The following is a 20,822-nucleotide window of genomic DNA, read 5'->3' on the forward strand; positions in this document are numbered from 1 at the left end:
CTTGAGCAAGATCGATGTCTTCGTGGCGCCGCGGCCCAACCCGGCACTGATCAGGGCGATGACATCCGTCAACCGGATCGTCATGCTGCACGGCATCCCCGGATTTCGCGACCTGTTGCCGTTCAACCGCCTGGCCGGTCTGCGCGGCGTCGCCAATGTCCGTCACATCGACTTTCCCGACGCCGACCTCGAGCGGCTGAAGGCCAGTTGCGGGGCAGGGAAGGCGACCTTCATCACGCCCAACCATCCCGAGTTCTTCACCGACTGGATGATCGACAAGGAGATCGTGTCGCAGGTCAGCCCGCTCACGGCCTCCTGGGCGACGAACGGTGTCGTCAACGGTCTCGGCCGGCTGATGCAGAAATTCTGGCTGGCCAACAATCTGATCGCCCAGATCCCCGGCAACAGCGGGGCAGCCAAGGAACACTCCGTCGCCTGGGCGTTGAAAGGCCATGGCGTGCTGCTGCATCCCGAAGGCGGCGTCGGCTGGCATGCCAACATCGTTGCGCCGTTGCTGCCGGGTGCCGTCGAGATGGGGCTCGAGGCCCTCAAGCGCGGTCGGGCCACGGATCCCGATTTCAAGGTCTGGATCGCGCCGGTCGTCTGGAAGCTTGCCTTCACCAGGAATGTCGAAGCGGCGCTGGCGAAGGAATGCGCCTATGTCGAGAAAAACCTCAAAATAGAACGCCAGGCGACCGACACGCTGCCGCAGCGCATCCACCATATCTATTCGGCGCTGCTGAGCCGCGACGAAGCCGCATGGGGCATGCCGTCTGACGCAGGCTTGACCTATGCCGAGCGCCAGAGGGCGTTGGTCAGCGAACTTGCCCGCCGGCTCGGCGAGAGCATTTCAGCCGACGCTGCAGGCGCCGACACCGCCGAGCTTCTGCGGCGGGCGCGTCGCTGGCAGCGCGAAAACACCGGCGATGCGGAAGGGCAAAAGCAGGTCCGCACGCTCACTGATGCGGTCCAGAGGCTGCAACGCGTTGGGCCCTGGGCCTCGGTCAACCCGCGCATCACCCAGGAGGAGATCGCCGAACATCTGAAGCGTATCCGCAACGACTATTGCCGGGGCGGACTGCGCGACACGATGAACCGGTTCATTCCGCAGCCGGCCGGGCCGCGTTGCGCCTATATCCGGGTGCCGGAGGCGCTGGGCCTGCATGAATATGCCGGCTCGATCGAGGACGCGGTTGCCGAGCTGCACCGTCGCATGCAGGAAGCCATCACCAGCACGGTGGCTGAGATCGAGGCCGGCCGCGGCTTCATTTTCTATCCGAATCCCTTCTATCATCGCTAGACGAGTGCCGATCGGCACAAGATGAAGGAATGCGGCAAGCCTCATGGCGGTCTATGTCGACGCGGCAATCTGGAAATGGGTTGGTCATCGCTGGTGCCATTTGATGGCTGACGACACCGACGAGTTGCATCGCTTTGCCGCTCAGCTTGGCGTCAAGCGCTCATCCTATCAGGGGCCGCCCAAGACATCGGCGCCGCATTATGACATAACCGGCTTCGAGCGCGACCGCGCGGTGCGGCTCGGCGCCATCGAATGCAGCCGCGAGGAGATCGTTGCGATCTTCCGGCGGGTGAGGGTGCCCAAGGGAAAGGTCCGTTCATGACGCTGACGGCATTTCTGGCTTATTGCGCGGCGATTACACTTGCCGCTGCGACGCCTGGACCAGCAATGTTCGCCGTCATCACCAACGGCGTGTCGCGCGGGTTCCTTCGCGCGTTCATGGCCGGAGTCGGTGTTGCCGCCGGCGATGCCGTGCTGGTCACACTGGCATTGCTCGGACTGGTGGCGCTGGCCCAGACCTTCGAATGGATTTTTCTGCTGCTGAAATACGCGGGCGCTGCCTATCTGGTCTTCCTCGGCATCAGGATGTGGCGCGCTGCCGCTACGCAATCGAATGAGCCGCAGGCGGCGCAGGCAAGATTGTCGCGGTCGTTCTTCCTCGGCGCGTCCATCGCGCTTGGCAATCCGAAGGCGATCCTTTTCCATGCATCGATCATGCCGCTGATCCTGAACCTCGACACCATGACCCTCGCCGATGGCCTGCTGGTGGTTGCTGTCGTGATCAGCGTCAACATCCTCACCATGGGTCTCTATGCCGCTCTCGCGGGCCGGGCTTCGGGCTGGTTCCGGACACCGAGGCGCATGCGGCTGATGAACCGATTCGCCGGCAGCGCCATGATCGGCACCGGAGCGCTGATTGCCGCACGCTGAGCGGTGAAGCGCCACACGGCTTGCGTTTGTCGCGCATCCCCTCTATATGCGCGCTCATTCCACACACGGACTTTGGTGTCTGCCCGGGAGAAATCCGGCTGAAACCTCCGGTGGCGTTCGAGGACAAAGTCCAAAAATGCCTGTGTCCGTGGAGGCTAACCGGAAAGGAACTTTGAATGGCACTGCCTGATTTCAGCATGCGCCAGCTTTTGGAAGCTGGCATTCACTTCGGCCACCAGACCCATCGCTGGAACCCGAAGATGGCGCCTTACATTTATGGCGCCCGCAACAACATCCACATCATCGACCTGTCGCAGACGGTGCCTTTGCTGCACCAGGCGCTGAAGCAGGTTTCCGACACCGTCGCCAAGGGCGGCCGCGTGCTGTTCGTCGGCACCAAGCGCCAGGCGTCCGACATCGTCGCCGATGCGGCACAGCGTTCGGCCCAGTACTATGTCAACTCGCGTTGGCTCGGCGGCATGCTGACCAACTGGAAGACGATCTCCAACTCGATCCAGCGCCTGCGCAAGCTCGACGAGATGCTGGCCGGCGAGGCCCAGGGCCTGACCAAGAAGGAGCGTCTCAACCTCGACCGCGAGCGCGAGAAGCTTGACAAGGCGCTGGGCGGCATCAAAGACATGGGCTCGACGCCCGACCTGATGTTCGTCATCGACACCAACAAGGAAGCGATCGCCATCCTCGAGGCCAAGCGTCTCGGCATCCCGGTCGTCGCCATCATCGATCCGAACTGCGATCCGGACAAGATCGACTTCCCGATCCCCGGCAATGACGACGCGGCCCGCGCCATCCAGCTCTATTGCGACCTGATCGCCAAGGCTGCGATCGACGGCATCGCTCGCCAGCAGGGCGCGCTCGGCGTCGACATCGGCGCTTCGGTCGAAGCTCCGATCGAGCCGGCGCTCGAACCGGCTCCGGCCCCGGCGTCGGAAGCCCCCGAAGCTTGATAATCGAAGGCCGGTTGCGGCCTTCATCTTTCTCATATTTTGGCACGCTAAACAGACGCACCATCGAACATCGATGGTGCGTCGGTGCATTTAAACCAAAGAGGCGACAATGAGCATTTCGGCTGCACAGGTCAAAGAACTCCGCGACTTGACCGGCGCGGGCATGATGGATTGCAAAGCCGCGTTGACCGAGACCAACGGCAACATGGAAGAGGCTGTCGACTGGCTGCGCAAGAAGGGTATTTCCAAGGCCGACAAGAAGGCTGGACGTACCGCGGCTGAAGGTCTGATTGGCGTCGACAATGGCGTGCGCGAGGCTGCCGTCGTCGAGGTCAACTCCGAGACCGACTTCGTTGCCCGCAATGCCGCGTTTCAGGAAATCGTCGCCAATGTTGCCAAGGTCGCTCTGGCCTATGGCACGACCGAGGCTGTGGCCGCCGCAAAGTATCCGGGTTCGGACAAGTCGGTCACCGACACCATCAAGGACGCCGTTGGCACCATCGGTGAGAACCTGGGCTTCCGCCGTTCGGCCAAGCTGACCGTTCCGCACGGTGCGGTCGCTACCTACGTCCACAATGCGGTTGCCGATGGTCTCGGCAAGCTCGGCGTGCTGGTGGCGATCGAGACCACGGGCAACGAGCATGCGGCCAATGCCTTTGCTCGTCAGGTCGCCATGCATGTCGCGGCCACCAATCCGATGGCGCTGACCGCAGAGCAGATCGATCCGGCAGCGGTCGAGCGCGAGAAGGCGATCTTCTCCGATCAGGCGCGCCAGTCCGGCAAGCCGGAAGCCATCATCGAGAAGATGGTCGAAGGCCGTCTGCGCAAGTTCTACGAGGAAGTCGTGCTCCTGAAGCAGGCCTTCGTGCTCAATCCCGACATCACCGTCGAGAAGGCGCTGAAGGATGCCGAGAAGGACATCGGCGCGCCCGCCAAGATCACCGCCTACCTGCGCTTTGCGCTGGGCGAGGGCATCGAGAAGGAAGAGACCGATTTCGCCGCGGAAGTCGCGGCCGCGGTCAAGAAGTAAGCTGCCAAGCAGCTTTTCGGCTCAGGCAACTCGGCCGGGCGCTCGCAAGAGCGTCCGGCCGATTTCTTGTGCGGTGTCGACAAAGGCGCGCAGCTTCGGCGCCATCGCCGCCCGGCGCGGAAAGTAGAGAAACAGGCCTGGTTCCTCGATTGCAGACTGCGGCAGCACCTGGACAAGCCGGCCGGCGGCCAGGTCGGCGCGCACCAGTGGCTCGAACACATAGGCCAGTCCCATCCCAGACAGCGCCAGGTCGATCGCTGCAAGGGAATCGGTAACGACGGCGGTGCCGCGCGTTTCCACGGCCACGTCCTTGCCGTTCTCCGTCAAATCCCAACGATAGATCGCGCCGGATCGGACCAGCCGGTAGCCGATGCAATTGTGGGCAGCGAGATCGGCCAGGCTGTGCGGGCGACCGCGCCGGCCGACATAGGCTGGCGAAGCGACGATGACCACCTGGAAGGGCGGCGTCATCCGGATCGCGATCATATCCTGCGCGATCATTTCGCCGAGCCTGATGCCGGCGTCAAAGCCTTCGCCGACGATATCGACCAACCCTTCATTGGCAAAGATTTCCACCGTCACATCCGGATAGCGCTCCGCCATGGCTGTCACCACCGGCGTCACCGCCATCGGCACGGCGATATGCGAAACGTTGATTCTGAGCAGTCCAGCCGGGCGACCCTTGATGCCGCGGATGCGCTCCATCCGCTCCGCGATATCCTGCAGCGCGGGCTCCACCGTTGCGACAAGCGCCTGGCCGGCCTCGGTCAGCGATACGCTGCGTGTCGTGCGCGCAAAAAGCGGATGGCCGATGCGCTCTTCCACCAGCCTGACTGCATGGCTGACCGCCGAAGGGCTCATGCCGAGTTCGGCGGCGGCAAGCGCAAAGCCGCCGCGCCGGGCCACGGCGACAATGACGGGAAGGTGGCTGAGCAGATCGCGATCCATTCATGCATGATATCGCATAGTCTGTGCGGATAATGCAACATTATCAAACGAAGTGAGCTGGAGCATCTATCGCTGCATCGACGCCGTTTGGCGAAGCAGCAAGGAGACGTTCCATGACCATGTCCTATTACACCCTTGGAAGCAGCGGGCTGCGTGTCACCCGGCTTGCACTTGGCACCATGACCTTCGGCACCGAATGGGGCTGGGGCGCCGACAAGGAGACGGCGCGCGCGCTGGTCGATGCCTATGTCGAGGCTGGCGGCAATTTCTTCGACACGGCCGACGCCTATACCGGCGGCACCTCCGAGACCTGGCTTGGCGAGTTCATCGCCGAACGCGGCCTGCGCGACAGAGCGGTGATCAGCACCAAGTTCAGCATGAATCTGGAGCAGGGCAATCCGAATGCCGGCGGCAACGGCCGCAAGAACATCATCCGCGCCGTCGAAAGCTCGCTGAAACGGCTCGGCACCGATTATATCGACCTCTATATCCTGCATGCCTGGGACAGGCTGACATCACCGGAAGAGGTGATGCGGACGCTGGATGATCTGGTGCGCGCCGGAAAGATCCGCCATGTCGGCCTCTCCGACGTCCCCGCCTGGTACGCAAGCCGGGCTCAGTCCGTCGCCGAACACCGCGGCTATGAGCCGGTTTCGGCGCTGCAGCTCGAATATTCGCTGGCCGAGCGCAACATCGAGCATGAATTCGTGCCGTTCGGCACGCGCTATGGCGCCGGCATCATGGTCTGGAGCCCGCTGGCAAGCGGTCTGCTGAGCGGCAAATATCGTTCAGATACAATCGACAAGGCGGGCGGGCGACTGGAGACGATGCGCGGTTCGACCAATCCCGGTTTCCAGAAGTTCACCGACCGCAACTGGGCAATCGTTGCCGAACTGGAAAAGATTGCCGACGAGCTTGGCCGCGGCATGGCCCAGATCGCCTTGAACTGGGCCGCGACACGGCCCGGTGTCGCTTCGGTGATCATCGGAGCAACGAAGCTCGACCAGCTCAAGGACAATCTCGACGCGCTCGATTTCGAGATTCCCAGGGAACTTCTGGCAAGGCTCGACGCTGTCAGCCAACCGGTCACGCCGTTCCCATACTCGTTCTTCGGCCCGGAAATCCAGGGCGGCCTCACCGGCGGCCAGGCGGTCGGCGACAAGCCGGCGGGCTACTTCCCGGACCTGCTCATGGAAGGTGCATTCGCCGGCGTGAGTTGACAAAAGGCGAGAGAATTCCGGGTCGGCCGCCGCGTGACATCGCGGCGCCCTTCGTGTATCGGAACACGGCATCGCGCCATTGTTTCGGAGCGGCGCCTGCGCGAGGGTGGTAGCCACCCGGAACGCGCCACATGCAAAATGAAGAGGCCCAGATGACGGTGAAGCCCCTCTACCGACGTGTCTTGTTGAAAGCGTCGGGCGAAGCGTTGATGGGCGAACAGCATTTCGGCATCGACGTTTCGGTGGTCGATCGCATCGCCAGCGATATTGCCGAGGCGCGCGCACTGGGCATCGAGGTTGGCGTCGTCATCGGCGGCGGCAACATCTTTCGCGGCGTGGCCGTTGCCTCCAAAGGCGGCGACCGTGTCACCGGCGACCACATGGGCATGCTTGCCACGGTCATCAATTCGCTGGCGCTGCGCACGTCATTGAACAAGATCGGTGTCGACGCGGTGGTGCTTTCGGCGATCGCCATGCCCGAACTTTGCGAGAGCTTTTCGCAGCGCCAGGCGACCGCCTACATGAACCAGGGCAAGGTGGTGATCTTTGCCGGCGGCACCGGCAATCCGTTCTTCACCACTGATTCGGCCGCCGCGCTTCGCGCGGCTGAAATCGGCGCCGATGCGCTGTTCAAGGGCACTCAGGTCGACGGCGTCTACTCGGCGGATCCGAAGAAGGACCCGAATGCGACACGTTTCGAGCGCATCAGCCATGGTGAAGTCATAAAACGCGGCCTTTCCATCATGGATACGGCAGCAATTGCACTTGCGCGCGAAAACAACATTCCGATAATCGTCTATTCGATCCACGAAAAAGGTGGTTTCGGCGATATTCTAAGGGGGCGGCGGCCGCTGCACGGTCGTCGCGGACGATTGATCGGGGGCCTGAACCCCGAAGGGGAAGCCGGTTTTCGACAATCAGATTCGAACACGGCCCCGAAGCAGTGAACCCGCGTTAGACGGGTCGAGGAGATAAAGATGAGTGGTGAGTACGACGATCTCAAGCGGCGCATGGATGGGGCGATTGCCGCGTTCAAGCATGATCTGGCTTCGCTGCGGACCGGTCGCGCCTCCAGCAATCTGCTCGATGCGATCCAGGTGCAGGCCTATGGCACCACAATGCCGATCAACCAGGTCGCCAACGTCTCGGTGCCGGAGCCGCGCATGATTTCGGTATCGGTCTGGGACAAGTCGATGGTCGGCGCGGTCGACCGCGCGATCCGCGAATCCAATCTGGGTTTCAACCCGATCGTCGACGGCACCAATCTCAGGATTCCGCTGCCGGAACTCAACGAACAGCGCCGCAAGGAACTGGTCAAGATCTCGCACACCTACGCCGAGAACGCCCGGGTCGCCGCGCGCCATGTGCGCCGCGACGGCATGGACTTCCTGAAGAAGGCGGAGAAGGACGGCGACATCAGCGAGGACGATCAGCGCAAGCGCTCGGATCAGGTCCAGAAACTTACCGACGAGACGATCAGCACCATCGACCACCTGCTTTCCGATAAGGAAGCTGAAATCATGCAGGTTTAGGGTCTTGGCCTCCGGCTGACCCGAAAGCGAGAACATGGCAACGCCCGCGCATGTCGCGATCATCATGGATGGAAACGGACGCTGGGCCAAGGCGCGCGGCATGCCTCGTCTTGCGGGCCATCGTGCCGGCGTCGAGGCGCTGCGCAAGACGGTGCGCGCAGCACCCGGGCTCGGCATCTCCTACCTGACCGTCTACGCCTTCTCCTCGGAGAACTGGTCGCGGCCGAAGTCCGAGGTCAGCGACCTGATGGGCCTCCTGAAAATGTTCATCCGCCGCGATCTCGCCGAGTTGCACCAGAGCGGCGTGCGGGTCAGAATCATCGGCGACAGGGCAGGGCTGCAGTCCGACATCAGGGGCCTGCTCGATGAGGCCGAATCGCTGACCGCCGCAAATGAATCTCTGACGCTGGTGATCGCCTTCAACTATGGCGGCCGCGACGAGATCGTTCGCACGGCGCAAAAGCTCGCGTCGGCCGTGGCGCGTGGCGAACTCGACGCCGAGGCGATCACCGCCGAGAGCTTTGCCGGCGCTCTCGACACGCAAGGCATTCCCGACCCGGAGCTGGTCATCCGCACCAGTGGCGAACTGCGGCTATCGAACTTCCTTCTGTGGCAGGCCGCCTATAGCGAGCTCGTCTTCCTGCCTTGCTACTGGCCCGACTTCAGCCGCGAGCACCTTGCCGAGGCCTTGCGCGAATTTGCCAGCCGCGAACGCCGTTTCGGCGGAGTTGGGGCCCAGGACGTTGCTTCGCGACCGGCCGCAGGATGAGCAATCTCCAGCTTCGTGTCATTTCAGCTGTCGTGCTTGCGATCATCACCCTTGGCTTGACCTGGCTTGGTGGCCTGCCGTTCCGGCTGCTGTGCGCGGTGATGGTGGCGGTGATCTTCTACGAATGGACCCGCATGTCGCGCCCGACGGGGGCGGTGAGCCTGGGTTTCCTGCCGGAAGCGCTGCTGGTTGTCTTCATTGGCGCCTTGATTGCCGGCCTTGCCGCCTCCTGGCTGCTGCCGCTTGTCGTGGTCATGGTTGCCGCAACGGGGATTGCCGCCTCGGTCCGCAAGACCGGACAATGGGATGCAAGCGGCCTTGCCTATACCGCGGTCTCGGGCCTGTCGCTCGCCTTGCTGCGCGATGGCGACCGTTCAGGCCTGATTGCCATCCTGTTCCTGTTCGCGGTCGTCTGGGCCACCGATATCTTTGCCTATTTCGTCGGCCGTGCGGTTGGGGGCCCGAAGCTGGCGCCGGCCATCTCGCCCGGCAAGACGCGCAGCGGCGCGCTCGGCGGTGCTGTCGGCGGCGTCGTTGCGGGGCTGATCCTCGCCGCCGCTGCCGGTGTCGGCAATCTGGCATTGCTCGGCCTTGTGGCGCTCGTGCTTTCGATTGTCTCCCAAGCCGGCGACCTGTTTGAATCCTGGGTCAAGCGCCGTCACGGCCGCAAGGATTCGGGTGCGCTCATCCCGGGCCATGGCGGCGTCATGGATCGTGTCGACGGGCTTGTCGCGGCGGCTTTCGCCCTATACGTCATCGGTTGGATTTCGGCGACCGCCGATCATCCGGCGCAGGGTCTGTTTCCCGTTTGAGTGTTGCCATTTTAGGGTCCTATGCGCGGCGCGCCTTGGATTCGCCCGGATTGGTGTCACAGTCACGGCACATTCTGCGCCGTGGAAGAATTTGAGGGTTTGTCTTGAACGAGATTCTTCACGCGCTTTTCAGCACAGAAGGCTTTGTCCTCGGCACGCTCGTGCCGTTCCTGTTTGTGCTGACCGTGGTCGTGTTCGTCCATGAAATGGGCCATTACCTTGTCGGGCGCTGGTGCGGCATCGGCGTCAAGGCCTTCTCGATCGGCTTCGGCCCGGAGCTCTTCGGCTTCAACGACAGCCACGGCACGCGTTGGAAACTGTGCGCGATACCGCTTGGCGGCTATGTCAAATTCGTCGGCGACATGAGCGCCACATCGAGCCAGCCCACGTCGGCAGAGATGGAAACGCTGACCGAGGCGGAGCGCAAGGTCGCCTTTCACACGCAGCCGATCTGGAAGCGCGCGGCGACGGTAGTGGCCGGGCCGCTGTTCAATTTCCTGCTCACGATCGTCGTCTTTGCCGTGCTGTTCACCACCTATGGCCGTTATGTCGCGGAGCCGATGGTGGCCGAGGTGACCGCCGACAGCCCGGCGGCGAAGGCCGGCATCCTGCCCGGTGACCGATTCGTCAGCGTCGACGGCAACAAGGTCGAAACCTTTGGTGACGTCCAGCGCCTGGTCTCGGGTCGCGCCGACGACACCATCACCTTCGTCATGCTGCGCGACGGCAAGGAGGTCACGGTGACCGCGGCGCCGCGGCTGATGGAACAGGAAGACGCGCTCGGCAACAAGGTCAAGGTCGCCGTGATCGGTGTCGTCAACAACAAGGAACTCGGCCAGCCGCGACTCATAACCTACACGCCGGTCGGCGCGGTTGCAGCGGCAGTCGAGGAAACTGGACACGTCATCCAGCGCACCGGCCAGTTCCTGCAGCGCTTTGTCGTCGGACGTGAAGACAAATGTCAGCTGGGCGGCCCGGTGAAGATCGCCGACATGGCCGGCAAGGCGGCGAAACTGGGGTTCGAATGGCTCGTGCAACTGGTCGCACTGCTGTCCGTTGGCATCGGTTTTCTGAACCTTTTGCCGATTCCCCCCCTCGACGGCGGACATCTCTTGTTCTACGGGGTGGAGGCCGTCATTCGCCGTCCGGTGTCGGAACGGATGATGGAAATGGCCTATCGGGCCGGGTTGCTTCTGGTGCTGTGCTTCATGGGGTTCGTTTTCTGGAACGATCTGTTTGGGTGCTGAAATCATGAAGAAATTCGGCTTCCGCATGGACGATGTTGAGACGCCGTTTACCATGCATGGGGATATGAGTGACGCGAAAGCCACGCCGCAGGGTTAAGTAAATACAAATTAACCAGAAGCCTTGCGTGTAGGGAAAATCCGGTTAATACGGTAGGGGAAATTACCGCACGTCCGGTTTTCTCGCCGTGGGGACTACGAGAAAAGGTTATTAAGCCCGATGAAGGCAGCATCCAAGTTTCTGAGCGCCGCGTCCGCGGTGACCCTGTCCGCGGCTCTGGTCGTGCCAGGCGCGCTCGCAGTGCAGTTCGTTGCCACATCGGCGGCCGAAGCCGCTGTCGTCAGCAGAGTCGAAGTGAGCGGCAACCAGCGTATCGACGCTGACACCATCCGCAATTACATCACCATCAAGCCGGGCAAGGCGTTCTCCAGCTCCGATATCGACAGTGCGGTCAAGGCGCTGTTCGGCACCGGCCTGTTCTCGGATGTGCAGATCAACCAGGTCGGCTCGACGCTGGTGGTCAAGGTTGCCGAGTATCAGGTCGTCAACCAGGTGCTGTTCCAGAACAACAAGAAGCTCAAGGACAATGCGCTGGCGGCCGCGGTGCAGCTGAAGCCGCGCGGGACGTTCTCGCAGGCGACGCTCGATGCCGACGTCGAATCGGTCAAGGCTGCCTACAAGCGGATTGGCCGTGACGATGTGACGGTCACCACGCAGGTCATGCAGCTTGGCGACAACCGCGTGAACGTGGTCTTCAACATTACAGAAGGCGACCGCACACAGATCGCGGCGATCAATTTCGTCGGCAACAGCGCCTATTCGAGCCGCCGCCTGTCGGATATCATCAATACCAAGCGTTCGTCCTGGGTTTCGTTCATCCTGCGCGACGACGTCTATGACGACGACAAGCTGCGCGCGGACCAGGAACTGCTGCGCCGCTTCTACTACAATCACGGCTATGCCGATTTCCAGGTCGTATCCGCTGTCGGCGAACTCGACAGCGCGACGAACAAGTACACGGTGACCATCACCGTCCAGGAAGGCGACCGCTACACATTCGGTGACGTCAGCGTCGAAAGCACGATCCCGGAAGTCGACGGCAAGTCGCTGGAATCGGTGATCGAGACCCGCAAGGGCGACGTCTACAACGCCAAGGACGTCGAGGATTCCATCATCGCGCTGACCGAGAAGGTGGCCGGTTCCGGCTACGCCTTCGCGCAGGTGACGCCGCGCGGTGACCGCAATTTCGAGAACCACACCATTTCGGTGGTCTACACGGTCGACCAGGGCACCAAGGCCTATATCGAGCGCATCGAGATCCGTGGCAACGACCGCACGCGTGACTATGTCATTCGCCGCGAGTTCGACGTCAGCGAAGGCGACGCCTTCAACCAGGTGCTCATCCAGCGCGCGAAGAAGCGCCTGGAAGACCTCAATTACTTTGACAAAGTCGATATCTCGACCGTGCCGGGCTCGCAGCCCGACCAGGTCGTGCTGGTGGTCGACGTGGTCGAGAAGTCGACCGGTGAATTCTCCGTCGGCGCGGGCTATTCGACCGGTGGCGACACATCTGGTCCGTCCGTCGAAGGCTCGATCACCGAGCGCAACTTCCTCGGTCGTGGCCAGTTCATCAAGGTGTCTGCGGGCGGCGGCAAGAATTCGCGCGACTACAGCCTGTCCTTCACCGAGCCCTATTTCCTCGGACGGCGCATCGCCGCCGGTTTCGATATCTATAAGCAGACGAGAACTTACGATAACTACGACAGTGATACTTTGGGTGCGACGGTGCGCTTCGGCCTGCCGATCACCAACAGCATTACGACACAGCTGGCTTACAACATCTCGCAAGAGAAATATAAGCTGGATGACGATTGCGTGACCAGTGGCATCTATGATCCGGCGAAGTGCGATGTTTCCGCAGCTATCTTGGACGGCATTGAGCAAAGCCCGTGGATCAAGTCGTCGGTCAGCTTGGGGCTGGTCTACAACACCATCGACGACATGAAGAACCCGCATGAGGGTATTTACGCCAACACGACCGTGGAAGTGGCAGGCCTCGGCGGCGACGCCAAGTTCGTCAAGGTTACGGGACGTGGCAGCATCTATCAGACGCTGTCGGAGCAGTACGATCTGGTCGGACTGCTTTCGGCCGGCGCGGGTCATGTCGAGGGCTATGGCAGCGACGGCGATCTGCGCGTGTTCGATCACTTCCAGAGCACCGATCGTATGATCCGCGGCTTTGCTTATGGTGGTATCGGCCCGGTTGCTTCTGGCACCAGCGGCGACCATCTGGGTGGCACCACCTATTTCAACGCCTCCGCGGAAGCGCAGTTCCCGCTGCCGGTCGTTCCGGAGAGCTTCGGCCTGCGTGGCGCGGTGTTTGCAGATGCGGCAACGCTTTACGGTAGCAAGGTTGCCACCGGGGTCAATCCGGACTCGACCAGCATGAAGCTGCGTGCCTCGGTCGGCCTCGGGCTGATGTGGGCCTCGCCGTTCGGTCCGATCCGTATCGACTATGCGATCCCGGTCAAAAAGGAAGCGTCCGACGACGTGCAGGAATTCAACTTCGGCATATCGACCCGCTTCTGATCGGCGGTTAACGATGCTCCTGGGTCTTTCAGGCCCGGGAGAAATGTTCCGACCTAGCTGGATATAGCTTCTGGAATGACCGATCCGGTGTTCTTCGCGCCATCACGCCGGTATACGGCGGGCGAAGTCGCGAATCTGACCGGCTCGGTGCTTGTCGATTCCGGCCACTCCGACATTTCGATAGAAGCGCTCGCGCCGGCCAGCGAGGGCGGCGAGAACGCGCTTGTCTTTGTCGACGGCAGACGCAATTCCGCGCTGATGCCGTCGCTGCGGGCGGCCGCGGTCCTGTGCCCGGCGGAATTTGCCGGCAAGGCGCCGGCCGGCGTTGCCGTTCTGGTTCATCCGCGTCCACAACAGGCCTTCGCATTTGTCGGACGCCTGCTGTTTCCCAGGGCGGCGACGCCAGGGCCGATGACCAGTGAAACCGGCGTCTCGCCGCATGCTCATGTCGATGCGACGGCGCATGTCGAAGCCGGTGCCGTCATCGAGGCCGGCGCGGTCATCGGGCCGGGTGCTTCGATCGGCAGCGGTACCGTCATCGCGCCCAATGCGGTCATCGGACAATCCTGCCAGATCGGCCGCGACGGCTATGTCGGCCCGGGCTCCAGCATCCAGTATGCCTTGATCGGCAACCGCGTCATCATCCATGGCGGCGCCAGGATCGGCCAGGATGGTTTTGGCTTCGTCGGCGGCGCCAAGGGGCCCGAACGCGTGCCGCAGATCGGCCGTGTCGTCATTCAGGACGACGTCGAGATCGGCTCCAACACCACCGTCGATCGCGGCGCCATGTCCGATACGATCATCGGCCAGGGCACCAAGATCGACAATCTCGTGCAGATCGCCCATAACGTCCGCATCGGCCGCAATTGCATAATAGCCGGGCTTTCGGGTATTTCGGGTTCCGTGGTCGTGGGTGACAATGTCACCATGGGCGGCGGCGTCGGGCTTGCGGATCACCTGACCATCGGGGCAGGGGCCAAGCTTGCCGCCAGAAGTGGATTTATGAGCAATGTCCCTGCAGGCGAGATCTGGGGCGGTTATCCGGCACAGCCGATGGCGGAAGCCATGCGGGAGATAGCCATGCTGCGCAAGCTCGCCAGGACCCGCAAACAGGGCGAGGGAGGCAATGGCTGACATGATCGCGTCGACGACGCTGGAAGCGGTCGACATTATGGGGCTGATGAAGCTTCTGCCGCACCGCTATCCGTTCCTGATGATCGATCGCATCATCGACATCGATGGCGATGAGTCCGCCATCGGCATCAAGAACGTGACCATAAACGAGCCGCATTTTCAGGGCCACTTCCCCGAACAGCCGGTCATGCCGGGTGTGCTCATCGTCGAGGCGATGGCGCAGACCGCCGGCGCCATCTGCATCCGCAGCCTGGGCACCGAAAAACCGTCGCTGGTCTATTTCCTGACCATCGACAACGCCAAATTCCGCAAACCGGTCGTTCCCGGCGACCAGTTGAAGATCCATGTCAAGAAAATCAAGAAACGCGGCAACCTGCTCAAATTCGCTTGTGAAGCCATGGTCGACGGCGCCAAGGCGGCCGAGGCCGAGATTTCAGCCATGATGGTCACCAGCGACTGACGATCGAATGCTTATGAAAATCAAGACATCCATCCATGCTTCCTCCGTTGTGGAGGAAGGCGCCCAAATCGGCCAAGGTGTGCGCATCGGGCCATTCTGCCATGTCGGCGCCGATGTGGTGATCGGCGACGGTGTCGAACTGGTCAGTCATGTCTCGGTGATGGGCGCGACCACTATCGGTGCCTCGACCAAAGTCTATCCGATGGCGACATTGGGCGCACCGCCGCAGAACACCAAGCACAAGGGCGGCCGCACCACCCTGGTCATCGGCAAGAACTGCACGATCCGCGAAGGCGTGACCATGCATCTCGGCACCGATTCCAGCCGCGGCGAGACGACGGTCGGCGACAATGGCAATTTCCTCGCCTACGCCCACATTGCCCATGATTGCGTCGTCGGCAACAACGCGACCTTCGCCAATGGCGCGACACTGGGCGGCCACTGCGAGGTCGGCAACAACGTCTATATCGGCGGCCTGACCGCTGTGCATCAGTTTGTCCGCATCGGCGACAACGCCTTTCTGGGCGGCTGCTCGGCGATCGTCGGCGACGTCATTCCCTATGCCATCGCGGTCGGCAACCGCGCCAGCCTGCGCGGCCTCAACATCATCGGCCTGAAGCGCTCCGGCCTGCCGAGGTCCGAAATCCTTGTGCTGCGCAAGGCTTACAGGATGATCTTCGATCGTTCCCGCACCGTTGGCGAGAATATCGAATTCGCCAAGGCGGAGTTCGCGTCGTCGCCGACCGCCATGAAGATCATCGATTTCATCACCAGTCGCGGCAAGCGGCACTATGCTGTGCCGTCGCTCAAGGGCGGCGATGGCGACGATGTCGATGACGAAGACTGAGGCAGCGGCGGCGCGTCTTGATCTCTCGCCGGGCTCCAGGGTCGGCATCATTGCCGGCGGCGGCAGTCTGCCGGTCGAAGTCGCGGCCGGTTCGGCCGAACAAGGTTATCCGCCCTTCGTCATCCTGATGGAAGGCGAGGCCGACCGCATGGCAGACCTCTCCCGGTATGAGCATGAAAGCCTCGCCCTGGAGGGTATCGGCTCGCTGATACCGTTGCTGAGGCGGCACCGGGTCACCCATCTGGTGCTTGCCGGCGAGATCAAGCGCCGGCCAAGACTGACCCATCTGCGTCCAAGCCTTAGCCTGCTCGCCGTGATACCGGTTGTTGTCGCGGCGCTGGCGCGTGGCGACGATGGCCTGCTGAAGGTTTTGGCACGCGGCCTCGAAGCACGTGGAATAAAGGTCGTCGGGGCGCACGAAATCGTGCCGAACCTTGTTGCCGCCGAAGGCGTCCTGACGAAGGCCGCGCCACGGAAATCGGACTGGCTCGACATCAAGGCAGGCCTTGCCGCGGCAAAGGCCATCGGGGCGCTGGATATCGGCCAGGCGGCGATCGCGGTCGGCGGCCGAACGATCGCGCTGGAAGGCATCGAGGGGACGGCCGGGTTACTCGACCGTGCCAAGCTGCTGCGCGGCCACGGCCGCATTGCGGGGAAGACCCGCGGTGTGCTGGTCAAGTGCGCCAAGCCCGGTCAGGAACTGCGCGCGGATCTTCCGTCCATCGGCCCGCAAACGGTCGAAGCTGTGCATGCGGCCGGGCTTGCCGGCATTGCCGTCGAGGCGGGGCGCTCGCTGGTTCTCGAAGGCCCCGAAACCATCGCACGCGCCAACGCATTCGGCCTGTTCGTCATTGGCCTGCCTGCGGCGACGGAGCCGCGCAATGGCTGACAGGGCCTTGAAGATCGCGATCGTTGCCGGCGAAGAGTCCGGCGATCTGCTCGGCGCCGACATCGTGCGTTCGCTCAAGCAGGCTACCGGGCGCGAGGTGCAACTCGTCGGCCTCGGCGGCCGCCATTTGCAGGCGCTGGGACTGGCATCGCCGTTCGATGCCGGCGAGATCGCCCTCATGGGTTTCAGCGCCATCCTGCGCGACCTGCTGCGCCTGATGCGGCGGATCAGCCAGCTGGCCAGGACCGTTGCGGACGAAAAGCCGGACTGCCTCGTCACCATCGACAGCCCGGACTTTTCGTTGCGCGTCGCCAAAAAGGTGCGGGCGGCCAATCCGTCGATCCCGATCATCCATTATGTCTGCCCGAGCGTCTGGGCGTGGCGGCCGGGTCGGGCGGTGGCGATGAAGCCCTATGTCGACCATATCCTCTGCATCCTGCCGTTCGAGGTGAAGGAGCTCGAGCGGCTGGGCGGCCCGCCGGGCACCTATGTCGGGCATCGCCTGACCCATGATGCGGGCGTGCTCGCCGCGGCCAAGGCGCAGGACCTGCCGCGCGACCTTGCTGCGGACCGCGTGAAGACACTGCTTGTCCTGCCCGGATCGCGGCGCGGGGAGGTGCGGCGCCTGCTCGACCCGTTTGGCGAGACGGTGTCGATGCTGCGCGCGCGCGGGCATCGCCTGCGGCTGCTGCTGCCGACGGTTCCGCATGTCGCCGACCTGGTCAAATCCTCGGTCAACCGCTGGGATGAAAAGCCCGAGATCATCGTCGATCCCCAGCGCAAATGGCAGGCCTTCGGCAAGGCCGATGCCGCGCTGATCGCGTCCGGGACCGTGTCGCTGGAGCTGGCGCTGGCTGGTGTGCCGATGGTCTCCTGCTACAGGCTCGATCCCGTCGCCCGTGTCGTGGCGCCTTACCTGCTGTCCGTCTGGTCGGCGCTGCTGCCCAATCTGATCTCGGATCGAGCCTTAGTTCCAGAATTCTACAATGAGTATGTCAAGCCGAACAATCTGGCCCGGCAACTGGAAGCGTTGTTCGCCGACGGCGGCATGCGCGCCTGGCAGAAGCAGGGCTTCGCCGAGATCACGCGGCGCATGGCGACCAGCAAGCCTTCCGGCGAGATCGCGGCAGGCGTCGTGCTGCGTCACATAAAAAAAGCGCCCTGACGGGCGCCTTTCTTAATCCAGATAGCCTCGATCACCGCTTGGCGATCGGCACGTAGTCGCGCTCCGGCGCGCCGGTGTAGAGCTGGCGCGGACGGCCGATCTTCTGGCGTGGGTCCTCGATCATCTCTTTCCACTGCGCGATCCAGCCGACGGTGCGGGCGACCGCGAACAGCACGGTGAACATGGTGGTGGGGAAGCCCAGCGCCTTCAGCGTGATGCCGGAATAGAAGTCGACATTCGGGTAGAGCTTCTTCTCGATGAAATAGGGATCGGTCAGCGCGATCTTTTCCAGCTCCATGGCGATGTCGAGCAGCGGATCATCCTTGATGCCGAGCTCGCCCAGAACCTCGTGCGCCGTCTTCTGCATGATCTTGGCGCGCGGATCGTAGTTCTTGTAGACCCGGTGGCCAAAGCCCATCAGCCGGAACGGGTCGTTCTTGTCCTTGGCGCGGGCGATGAACTCCGGGATGTGATCGACATGGCCGATCTCGCCCAGCATGTTGAGCGCTGCCTCATTGGCGCCGCCATGTGCCGGCCCCCACAGGCAAGCGATGCCGGCGGCGATACACGCGAACGGGTTGGCGCCTGACGAGCCGGCGAGACGAACGGTCGAGGTCGAGGCGTTCTGCTCGTGATCGGCGTGCAGGATGAAGATGCGTTCCATGGCGCGCGCCAGCACCGGGTTGATCTTGTATTCCTCGCACGGCACGGCAAAGCACATGTGCAGGAAGTTGGCGGCGAAGTTCAGCTCGTTTTTCGGGTAAATGAAGGGCTGGCCGATGTGGTATTTGTAGGCCATCGCCGCGATCGTCGGCATCTTGGCGATCAGCCGCATCGAGGCAACCATGCGCTGGTAGGGGTCGGAGATGTCGGTGGAGTCGTGGTAGAAGGCCGACAGCGCGCCGACCACGCCGCACATCACCGCCATCGGGTGCGCGTCGCGGCGGAAGCCGGTGAAGAAGCGCGACATCTGCTCGTGCACCATGGTGTGGCGCGTCACGCGGTAATCGAAATCGTCCTTCTGCGCCTTGGTCGGCAATTCACCGTAGAGCAGGAGATAGCAGACCTCGAGGAAGTCGCCGTGTTCGGCCAACTGGTCGATCGGATAGCCGCGGTGCAAGAGGATGCCGGCGTCGCCGTCGATGAAGGTGATTTCGGATTCGCAGCTTGCCGTCGAGGTGAAGCCGGGATCGTAGGTGAAGGCGCCGGTTGTGGAGTAGAGCGAGGCGATGTCGATGACATCAGGCCCGACCGAACCGCTTCGCACCTTGAATTCGTGAGTCTTGCCGGCGAATTCAAGCGTTGCCGTGGCCTCCTGGGTCTTGCCGCCCAAATCCAGTTTTTTCGCAGCTTCGGTCATTGCAAACTCCTTCTTGTTTCCTCATGCCGGCAAAGGCAAAATCTTGCAAAGCGACACTTCGAAATCACCGCAATGCGCGTATTCGCCACCGCATTTCAGGAGGTGCGTGCCAGATTGGGCCAAGGCCTAATGTTGCACTGCGAAACCCGCCTTTCAATGCCAATCTTCTTGGGCCAGTTTGCTCCTAACGATTTGATCTGATATGCGCGCCAGGCTTTCCTCGCGGCCGAGCACGGCGAGCACATCGAACACGCCCGGCGAGGTGCTCTTGCCGGTCAAAGCGGCGCGCAAAGGCTGGGCCACGGCGCCGAGCTTGTGGCCACCAGCGATTGCAACCTCGCGGATCGCGGCCTCCGCTGCAGCGGCCGTCCAGTCGCTTGCAAGCCCGTTCAAAGCTTCGTGAGCACCGCGCAGGATCTTGCGGGCATCGTCATTGAGCAGGAGGGCCGCCTTGTCGTCGATCGGCAGCGGTCGCGTGGCAAACAGGAAGGCCGCGCCATCAACGAGTTCGACCAGCGTCTTGGCGCGCTCCTTCAGGCCCGGGAGTGCTGCCAGCAGCTGCGCCTTGTTGGCGTCGTTCAGGCGCGCGGCCATTGCCGGGCCACCCTCGAGATAGGGCAGCGTGGCGATGAAGATATCGAACAGCTCGGTATCGCTCATGCGGCGCATATGCGCGCCGTTGATCGCCTCGAGCTTGGCGAAGTCGAAGCGGGCCGCACCCTTGTTGACGTCGCCGATGTCGAACCAGGAGATCATGTCCTTGATCGACATGATCTCGTCGTCGCCATGGCTCCAGCCGAGGCGCGCCAGGTAGTTGAGCAGCGCCTCCGGCAAGTAGCCCATGGCGCGATAGGCCTCGACGCCAAGCGCGCCGTGCCGCTTCGACAGCTTGGCGCCGTCGGCGCCATGGATCAGCGGGATATGCGACATGGACGGCACGGCCCAGCCCATGGCGTCGTAAATCACGGTCTGCCGGGCGGCGTTGGTCAGATGATCGTCACCGCGGATGATGTGGGTGACGCCCATGTCATGATCGTCGACGACGACGGCATGCATATAGGTCGGGTTGCCGTCCGAACGCAGGATGATGAAATCGTCGAGGTCCTTGTTGGGAAAGCGCACCTCGCCCTGGACACGGTCATGAACGATGGTCTCGCCTTCAGTCGGAGCTTTGATACGGATGGCGCCCTTGGCACCTGCAGGGGCCTCTGAGGGGTCGCGGTCGCGCCAGCGGCCGTCATAGCGGGGCGGCAGGCCTTTGGCCCTAGCGGCCTCGCGCATCGCCTCCAGTTCGGCTGGCGTGGCATAGCAATAATAGGCCTTGCCCATGCGCACGAGCTCCTCCGCCACCTCGCGGTGGCGCGGCGCACGCTCGAACTGCGACACCGGCTCGCCGTCCCAATTCAGGCCGAGCCAGGTAAGTCCGTCGAGGATGGCAGCCGTCGCGGCTGGGTTGGAGCGTTCGCGATCGGTGTCCTCGATGCGCAGCAGCATCGTGCCATCGGTGTGCTTTGCATACAGCCAGTTGAACAGCGCCGTGCGCGCGCCGCCTATGTGCAGGTAGCCGGTGGGCGAGGGGGCAAAACGGGTGACGACCTTGTCGGACATGGAACTCTCGGAAACCATC

General features: G+C 62.8%; 20 protein-coding genes. 17 read left to right on the forward strand and 3 right to left on the reverse strand.

Going from position 1 to position 20,822, the window contains the following annotated elements; all coding sequences use genetic code 11:
- Position 1: 1 nt before the first annotated feature.
- From HB777_11525 to HB777_11545, 5 genes are all read left to right on the forward strand, one after another.
- A complete protein-coding gene (locus tag HB777_11525) occupies positions 2–1,300 on the forward strand; it encodes a hypothetical protein (GenBank protein QND64482.1) in 1,299 nt (432 codons plus the stop codon).
- A 43-nt stretch (positions 1,301–1,343) separates the two neighbouring features.
- Positions 1,344–1,622, forward strand: coding sequence for a DUF4031 domain-containing protein (locus tag HB777_11530; GenBank protein ID QND64483.1), 279 nt, complete (start codon positions 1,344–1,346; stop codon positions 1,620–1,622).
- Positions 1,619–2,230: a LysE family translocator gene (locus HB777_11535; GenBank protein ID QND64484.1), complete on the forward strand. Its 612-nt coding sequence runs from the start codon at positions 1,619–1,621 to the stop codon at positions 2,228–2,230. The genes HB777_11530 and HB777_11535 overlap by 4 nt, the downstream gene beginning before the upstream one ends.
- A 176-nt stretch (positions 2,231–2,406) precedes the next feature.
- Positions 2,407–3,195 carry a 30S ribosomal protein S2 gene (gene rpsB, locus HB777_11540; GenBank protein QND64485.1) on the forward strand — a complete coding sequence of 263 codons (789 nt, stop codon included), beginning with the start codon at positions 2,407–2,409 and terminating at the stop codon, positions 3,193–3,195.
- A 109-nt stretch (positions 3,196–3,304) separates the two neighbouring features.
- Positions 3,305–4,225 carry an elongation factor Ts gene (locus tag HB777_11545; protein QND64486.1) on the forward strand — a complete coding sequence of 307 codons (921 nt, stop codon included), beginning with the start codon at positions 3,305–3,307 and terminating at the stop codon, positions 4,223–4,225.
- A gap of 21 nt (positions 4,226–4,246) precedes the next feature.
- On the opposite strand, the gene HB777_11550 is transcribed toward HB777_11545, so the two are convergent.
- The gene (locus tag HB777_11550) at positions 4,247–5,173 is read right to left on the reverse strand and encodes a LysR family transcriptional regulator (GenBank protein QND64487.1); all 927 of its coding nucleotides are present in this window, start codon (positions 5,171–5,173) and stop codon (positions 4,247–4,249) included.
- Between the two features lie 113 nt (positions 5,174–5,286).
- Between HB777_11550 and HB777_11555 the strand changes: the two genes are divergently transcribed.
- The 12 genes from HB777_11555 (at position 5,287) to lpxB (ending at position 17,835) form a co-directional block, all read left to right on the forward strand.
- The gene (locus HB777_11555) at positions 5,287–6,393 is read left to right on the forward strand and encodes an aldo/keto reductase (GenBank protein ID QND64488.1); all 1,107 of its coding nucleotides are present in this window, start codon (positions 5,287–5,289) and stop codon (positions 6,391–6,393) included.
- 152 nt (positions 6,394–6,545) lie between these two features.
- Positions 6,546–7,340 (forward strand): UMP kinase, encoded by a 795-nt coding sequence (locus HB777_11560; protein ID QND64489.1) that lies wholly within the window; start codon positions 6,546–6,548, stop codon positions 7,338–7,340.
- 30 nt (positions 7,341–7,370) lie between these two features.
- The gene (gene frr, locus HB777_11565) at positions 7,371–7,925 is read left to right on the forward strand and encodes a ribosome recycling factor (protein ID QND64490.1); all 555 of its coding nucleotides are present in this window, start codon (positions 7,371–7,373) and stop codon (positions 7,923–7,925) included.
- Between the two features lie 34 nt (positions 7,926–7,959).
- A complete protein-coding gene (locus tag HB777_11570; GenBank protein ID QND64491.1) occupies positions 7,960–8,694 on the forward strand; it encodes an isoprenyl transferase in 735 nt (244 codons plus the stop codon).
- On the forward strand, positions 8,691–9,506 hold the full coding sequence (locus HB777_11575; GenBank protein ID QND64492.1) for a phosphatidate cytidylyltransferase: 816 nt from the start codon (positions 8,691–8,693) through the stop codon (positions 9,504–9,506). Before HB777_11570 ends, HB777_11575 begins: the two co-directional genes overlap by 4 nt.
- 104 nt (positions 9,507–9,610) lie before the next feature.
- Positions 9,611–10,753 carry an RIP metalloprotease RseP gene (gene rseP / locus HB777_11580; GenBank protein ID QND64493.1) on the forward strand — a complete coding sequence of 381 codons (1,143 nt, stop codon included), beginning with the start codon at positions 9,611–9,613 and terminating at the stop codon, positions 10,751–10,753.
- Positions 10,754–10,970: 217 nt separating this feature from the next.
- Complete coding sequence (gene bamA, locus HB777_11585) at positions 10,971–13,340, forward strand: outer membrane protein assembly factor BamA (GenBank protein ID QND64494.1); 2,370 nt, start codon at positions 10,971–10,973, stop codon at positions 13,338–13,340.
- 75 nt (positions 13,341–13,415) lie between these two features.
- On the forward strand, positions 13,416–14,474 hold the full coding sequence (lpxD, locus tag HB777_11590; GenBank protein ID QND64495.1) for a UDP-3-O-(3-hydroxymyristoyl)glucosamine N-acyltransferase: 1,059 nt from the start codon (positions 13,416–13,418) through the stop codon (positions 14,472–14,474).
- Positions 14,467–14,934, forward strand: coding sequence for a 3-hydroxyacyl-ACP dehydratase FabZ (gene fabZ / locus HB777_11595; protein ID QND64496.1), 468 nt, complete (start codon positions 14,467–14,469; stop codon positions 14,932–14,934). The genes lpxD and fabZ overlap by 8 nt, the downstream gene beginning before the upstream one ends.
- 13 nt (positions 14,935–14,947) lie before the next feature.
- Positions 14,948–15,781: an acyl-ACP--UDP-N-acetylglucosamine O-acyltransferase gene (gene lpxA / locus HB777_11600; protein QND64497.1), complete on the forward strand. Its 834-nt coding sequence runs from the start codon at positions 14,948–14,950 to the stop codon at positions 15,779–15,781.
- The gene (locus HB777_11605; GenBank protein QND64498.1) at positions 15,753–16,670 is read left to right on the forward strand and encodes an LpxI family protein; all 918 of its coding nucleotides are present in this window, start codon (positions 15,753–15,755) and stop codon (positions 16,668–16,670) included. Before lpxA ends, HB777_11605 begins: the two co-directional genes overlap by 29 nt.
- Entirely contained in the window at positions 16,663–17,835 is a 1,173-nt protein-coding gene (gene lpxB, locus HB777_11610) for a lipid-A-disaccharide synthase (GenBank protein ID QND64499.1), read from the forward strand. The genes HB777_11605 and lpxB overlap by 8 nt, the downstream gene beginning before the upstream one ends.
- Positions 17,836–17,866: 31 nt before the next feature.
- Here lpxB and gltA read toward each other — a convergent pair whose 3' ends face one another.
- Complete coding sequence (gene gltA, locus HB777_11615) at positions 17,867–19,195, reverse strand: citrate (Si)-synthase (protein QND64500.1); 1,329 nt, start codon at positions 19,193–19,195, stop codon at positions 17,867–17,869.
- Between the two features lie 153 nt (positions 19,196–19,348).
- Positions 19,349–20,803, reverse strand: a complete 1,455-nt coding sequence (locus tag HB777_11620) for a glutamate--tRNA ligase (protein QND64501.1) — start codon at positions 20,801–20,803, stop codon at positions 19,349–19,351.
- Positions 20,804–20,822: the final 19 nt, after the last annotated feature.

It is taken from the genome of Mesorhizobium loti (genome assembly GCA_014189435.1).
In the GTDB taxonomy this organism is placed as follows: domain Bacteria; phylum Pseudomonadota; class Alphaproteobacteria; order Rhizobiales; family Rhizobiaceae; genus Mesorhizobium; species Mesorhizobium loti_G.

Coding starts and splice junctions, on each gene's coding strand:
- HB777_11550 (QND64487.1), bottom strand. CDS start 5,173: ATGGATCGCGATCTGCTCAGCCACCTTCCCGTCATTGTCGCCGTGGCC.
- HB777_11545 (QND64486.1), top strand. CDS start 3,305: ATGAGCATTTCGGCTGCACAGGTCAAAGAACTCCGCGACTTGACCGGC.
- HB777_11575 (QND64492.1), top strand. CDS start 8,691: ATGAGCAATCTCCAGCTTCGTGTCATTTCAGCTGTCGTGCTTGCGATC.
- HB777_11530 (QND64483.1), top strand. CDS start 1,344: ATGGCGGTCTATGTCGACGCGGCAATCTGGAAATGGGTTGGTCATCGC.
- gltA (QND64500.1), bottom strand. CDS start 19,195: ATGACCGAAGCTGCGAAAAAACTGGATTTGGGCGGCAAGACCCAGGAG.
- bamA (QND64494.1), top strand. CDS start 10,971: ATGAAGGCAGCATCCAAGTTTCTGAGCGCCGCGTCCGCGGTGACCCTG.
- HB777_11555 (QND64488.1), top strand. CDS start 5,287: ATGACCATGTCCTATTACACCCTTGGAAGCAGCGGGCTGCGTGTCACC.
- HB777_11560 (QND64489.1), top strand. CDS start 6,546: ATGACGGTGAAGCCCCTCTACCGACGTGTCTTGTTGAAAGCGTCGGGC.
- HB777_11620 (QND64501.1), bottom strand. CDS start 20,803: ATGTCCGACAAGGTCGTCACCCGTTTTGCCCCCTCGCCCACCGGCTAC.
- frr (QND64490.1), top strand. CDS start 7,371: ATGAGTGGTGAGTACGACGATCTCAAGCGGCGCATGGATGGGGCGATT.
- lpxD (QND64495.1), top strand. CDS start 13,416: ATGACCGATCCGGTGTTCTTCGCGCCATCACGCCGGTATACGGCGGGC.
- lpxB (QND64499.1), top strand. CDS start 16,663: ATGGCTGACAGGGCCTTGAAGATCGCGATCGTTGCCGGCGAAGAGTCC.
- HB777_11535 (QND64484.1), top strand. CDS start 1,619: ATGACGCTGACGGCATTTCTGGCTTATTGCGCGGCGATTACACTTGCC.
- HB777_11605 (QND64498.1), top strand. CDS start 15,753: ATGGCGACGATGTCGATGACGAAGACTGAGGCAGCGGCGGCGCGTCTT.
- HB777_11570 (QND64491.1), top strand. CDS start 7,960: ATGGCAACGCCCGCGCATGTCGCGATCATCATGGATGGAAACGGACGC.
- lpxA (QND64497.1), top strand. CDS start 14,948: ATGAAAATCAAGACATCCATCCATGCTTCCTCCGTTGTGGAGGAAGGC.
- fabZ (QND64496.1), top strand. CDS start 14,467: ATGGCTGACATGATCGCGTCGACGACGCTGGAAGCGGTCGACATTATG.
- rpsB (QND64485.1), top strand. CDS start 2,407: ATGGCACTGCCTGATTTCAGCATGCGCCAGCTTTTGGAAGCTGGCATT.